At 61.4% G+C, this 3616-nt stretch carries 2 protein-coding genes; both read right to left on the bottom strand.

Features of this window, described 5'->3' with window-relative positions; all coding sequences use genetic code 11:
- Window positions 1–223: 223 nt before the first annotated feature.
- Entirely contained in the window at window positions 224–1942 is a 1719-nt protein-coding gene (locus OXG98_07525; protein MCY3771852.1) for a hypothetical protein, read from the bottom strand.
- A gap of 136 nt (window positions 1943–2078) precedes the next feature.
- A partial coding sequence (locus tag OXG98_07520; protein MCY3771851.1) for a hypothetical protein occupies window positions 2079–3616 on the bottom strand: 1538 nt, incomplete at its 5' end.

Below are 3616 nucleotides of genomic sequence, written 5' to 3'. Positions count from 1 at the left end.
CCCGTCGTGCCCCTGACGAGGCTGGGGGTTACTCATTATTCCCCGCCCACGCTGAGAGGACTCAAACTCTGTCGCGTGGGCCGGTACAATTTGCTCCCGACGATGTAGAGCAACCAATGAGTAACCCCCAAAGGGTCACGCCGCTTGCCTCGTGTTCCTTTTTATTTCCAATTCATCGCCCCGGCCCCGTTGTATGCCCCGGGGCCAGAGGCGTCCTGCTCTCCTACCTGTTCGCCCCGAACGCCCCGATGAAGGCGGCGCTTCCCGCCGGATTGCTCTGCTGTGTGGCGTAAAAGGTTCCCGCGACCGAACCGGGATGCTGAGGCGAATACGTCGTCGTTATCGTAGTTTGTATATCGGCCGGGTTCGTTCTATCCGTAGTGGTTGCTTGGGTCCTTGTATATCTCATTCCGAAAAACTGGCCCTTCCAATTGCCGCTGAAGGATTTGTTATCAACCACACCTACAGCCATGCCGCTATCAAAAACGGTGCTTATGTCGTTTCCAAGGGTCTGCTTCTGCAGCTCGATGCTGCCCGCCAGTTGTTGTCCGCCGGCGACGATGTTCGTGACCGCGCCCCCGATGCTGCCTGTGCCGTCATCCGTGCCGCCTGTCGGATTTTTGAACTCGGCGGTGAGTTCGACGCTCCCCGTGAAATAGCTCGTATCTCCCCCCGCGATGTATGCGCCGTTCGCATCCCCCGTGTAGGTGGCTGTTACATCCTGGCCGTCATCCACAAAACTGTCGATTTGGTTAAATTCGGTAGGGTTAGTACATGTTCTGGTAGTCGTCGTCACCCCCGAAGTAGATGTGGCTGGACTCGTAGGGCCATCAAGTCCACTGCATAAAGTGGGAGCTGCGGGGATGGGTTGACTCCCATAAGCGAAGGCTTGAATCGTGGAATTGCCCAAAGCTGCATTGTCCACCGTCATCCAGATTCCTGCGAGAAGATAGTCGGCATCTTCGATATCCGTTTCTGTATACCGATCATCGCCATCACTTAGATCAGTGTCTTCTAGGACGTTCGTTCTTGTCCTTTGCTTGAGTTTCGTTTGCGTTATGTCCGTGTAGGCGTTTACGTAGGTGGTGCCGTCTGCGTTTTTCAGATCGAAGCCGTTGGAAAAGCGGCTCGGCCCACCAAGCGTGGGCGTCGTGCTGTCAGATACGAGGGGGGAACCGACGGGAACCCGGACCGTCCGCTGCCCGGTGACCCTTGTTGTGCCGGTCCCGGTATTTGCAGGGAATGTGGCGCACGGCGCAGTACAATCTTCGGTATCTGCATCGGTACGAGTCGTCGCGCCGACCGGGCCTACGAGAAGCCGGGCGGCTTCCAGGTCGTCAAGCAATGCGTCGGAGAGCAACTTGTTGTCTCTAATGTGCTGGATGAGCCTTGAGCCGTTTGTCAAGGCGATCTCGTTCGCTTCGCGTTGTCTGCGGGCTTCCGCAACCGCATTCACGGCGCTCAGGATGGACGCCACAGCCGATTCCGCGGTTGTGAGGACACCAAGCGCCGTCCTCGCGTCCGCCACCGCGCCATTCGCCTGCGCGGGCGTGGTGGCCGCATTCGCCACGCCGCTCGCGGTCAGGATAGCCGCCAGGGCGCTTTCCGCGTCTGCGAGATTTGAGTTCGCGTTTGCTATCTGATCCACCGTGGCGTCGGCGTGGGCCCGCACCGCCGCCGCCGCCGAGCGCGCCGCCCCCACCCGCGTCTGGGCGTCGGTGAGGATGCCCGCAATCGTATCCTGCGCGTCGGCTATCAATTCCGCATCCGTCGGCGGCGGATCCGTGCAGTCCGGGTAAGTCCCGACCTGGCCCTGCGGACATTCCATCACCGGCGGCATCTCTTCCGCCGTACCGCCGCCGCCACCGCCGCAACCGGAGGCAAATGCCGCAATGCACACGACACATACCGCCAATCTAAAAAGCTTGAGCATTTCCATCATTTGCCCCCTAAGGCTACGCCCCCCCTCCGGGAAATCGGAAGGGGGCGGGCGGATAAAGCCAATTCCAAATTATCGTTTGCTTTAAGAACCCACGGCCCCGGGCTCGGCAGCCCGGGGCCAAAGGCGTAGTGCTCTGCTAATCAGCCTTCCACGCGCCGAAGGCGCCCAGAATTCTGACCGGGTCATTGGTATGTCCCGGCGCTTCCGCGGCGAAGGTGCCGGCCGCGGTCGTGGGGTATTGGGTTTCAGCTGCTTTGCCGGTCGCGCTGCTGGGACCGTAGAACTGGCCACCCCAGTTGCCCGACATGGCCCTGCCCGCCAGGGTGCCGGAGACGGTAGCATTGAAGCCACCACTTTCGGCACCGGCATCAGTGCTATCAAGTATGTTCGCCTTCTTCAGCGTCAGAGAGCCGTCAATGGCCATGCCGCCGGCCCTGATATTGGAGACGGTTCCTTCGACAGAGCCCAGAAGGTCATCACCCTCCGAATCGTTGGTTGCATCACCAGAATCAGCACCGACGTTTCCGCCGAAGTTGGCCATCAGGCTGACGTCCGCGTCGAAGTAGTCGACCATGCCGCCCGCCGCGTACAGGCCGCTCGCGTCGCCGTTATATGTCGCCGTGCCCTTGAGGGCGGCCTTGACGCTGAATACCTGGATGCCGCTTCCGAATGCGCCGGCCGCGGCATCTGCCGTAACATCATCCGGAATCGTCAGCCAGACGCCCCATGCCAGATAGTCGCCGTCGGTCATGGTCATACCTGCTGCTTTGGCATGGAACTCGTAGCCCTGAATCGCTCGGATAACGCCATCCGCGTTGACGCTGATGGAGCATTGAACGCCTGAGGGACAAACGAATTTACCCGACACCGGAGGGTTGTTGTCCGTCGAATCTGCATTATAGGTTCCGGTGAAGCTACTTCCGTCCCCCGGGACATCGCCTGTAAGTATCGATGTGGCCGGGGAAGCCGGCAATGTCAGCGCCGTGTTCACGCCGGGGGTCGGATCTGTATACGCCTGTGTCGGCGCTTCGATGTCCGAGAAGGCGAGGACATACGTTTTCCCTGGTGTACCAGTATCTGTCCGCACCAGTTCGGCGCCCGGCCAGCCGCCGCTCGGCTTCTCGCCGGACGTCATGAGCGACGTCGGCTCTTCGCCGCGCAATATGGGGTCCGTACCGAGCGTTACGGCGAACCTGGGTCCGGCTGCGTTGTAAGTCACCGTTGCGCCGGCCTCACCGCCTTGGTTGCTGTTTATGTTACCCGTTCCGTTCCTCGCGTTGTCCTCGCCTGCCGTCGTGGCCAACTCCGTACCCACTCTCGTCGCGTTGGAGACGGGTTTGGGGATGTCGCTGCCCGTCTTGCCTTCGAGCTCGGCGTTGTCGATATCGGCCTGGTTGGTGATCTTGTTCGCCAGCCCGGTGGATGCCAAGCCGCGTTTGCCGGCCGCTTCCATGGCCTTGTCGCGGGCCGTCTCGGCCGCCATCTGGTGACCCATCGCGTCCGCGGAAGTCGTGGCCGCATCCGCCATCTCGGATGCATCCGCGGCCATTTTCGCGTAGCTGTACGCGTTCGCCGCCGCCACGGGGTCCACCGCGCCTGCCACGGCCGCCATCGCTGCAGAAGCCGCCATCGAGGCCGCGCCCTGCGCGTCGCTCAGGGCCATCTCTTCGGCGA

The organism is Gemmatimonadota bacterium, assembly GCA_026706345.1.
Taxonomy (GTDB): domain Bacteria; phylum JAAXHH01; class JAAXHH01; order JAAXHH01; family JAAXHH01; genus JAAXHH01.
The sequence above is the reverse complement of the archived record's forward strand: the minus strand, read 5'-3'. Positions and strand labels throughout refer to the sequence as shown.

What these genes read in the sequence shown, in the direction of transcription:
- OXG98_07525 (MCY3771852.1), bottom strand. Translation starts at nt 1,942, where the DNA reads ATGATGGAAATGCTCAAGCTTTTTAGATTGGCGGTATGTGTCGTGTGC.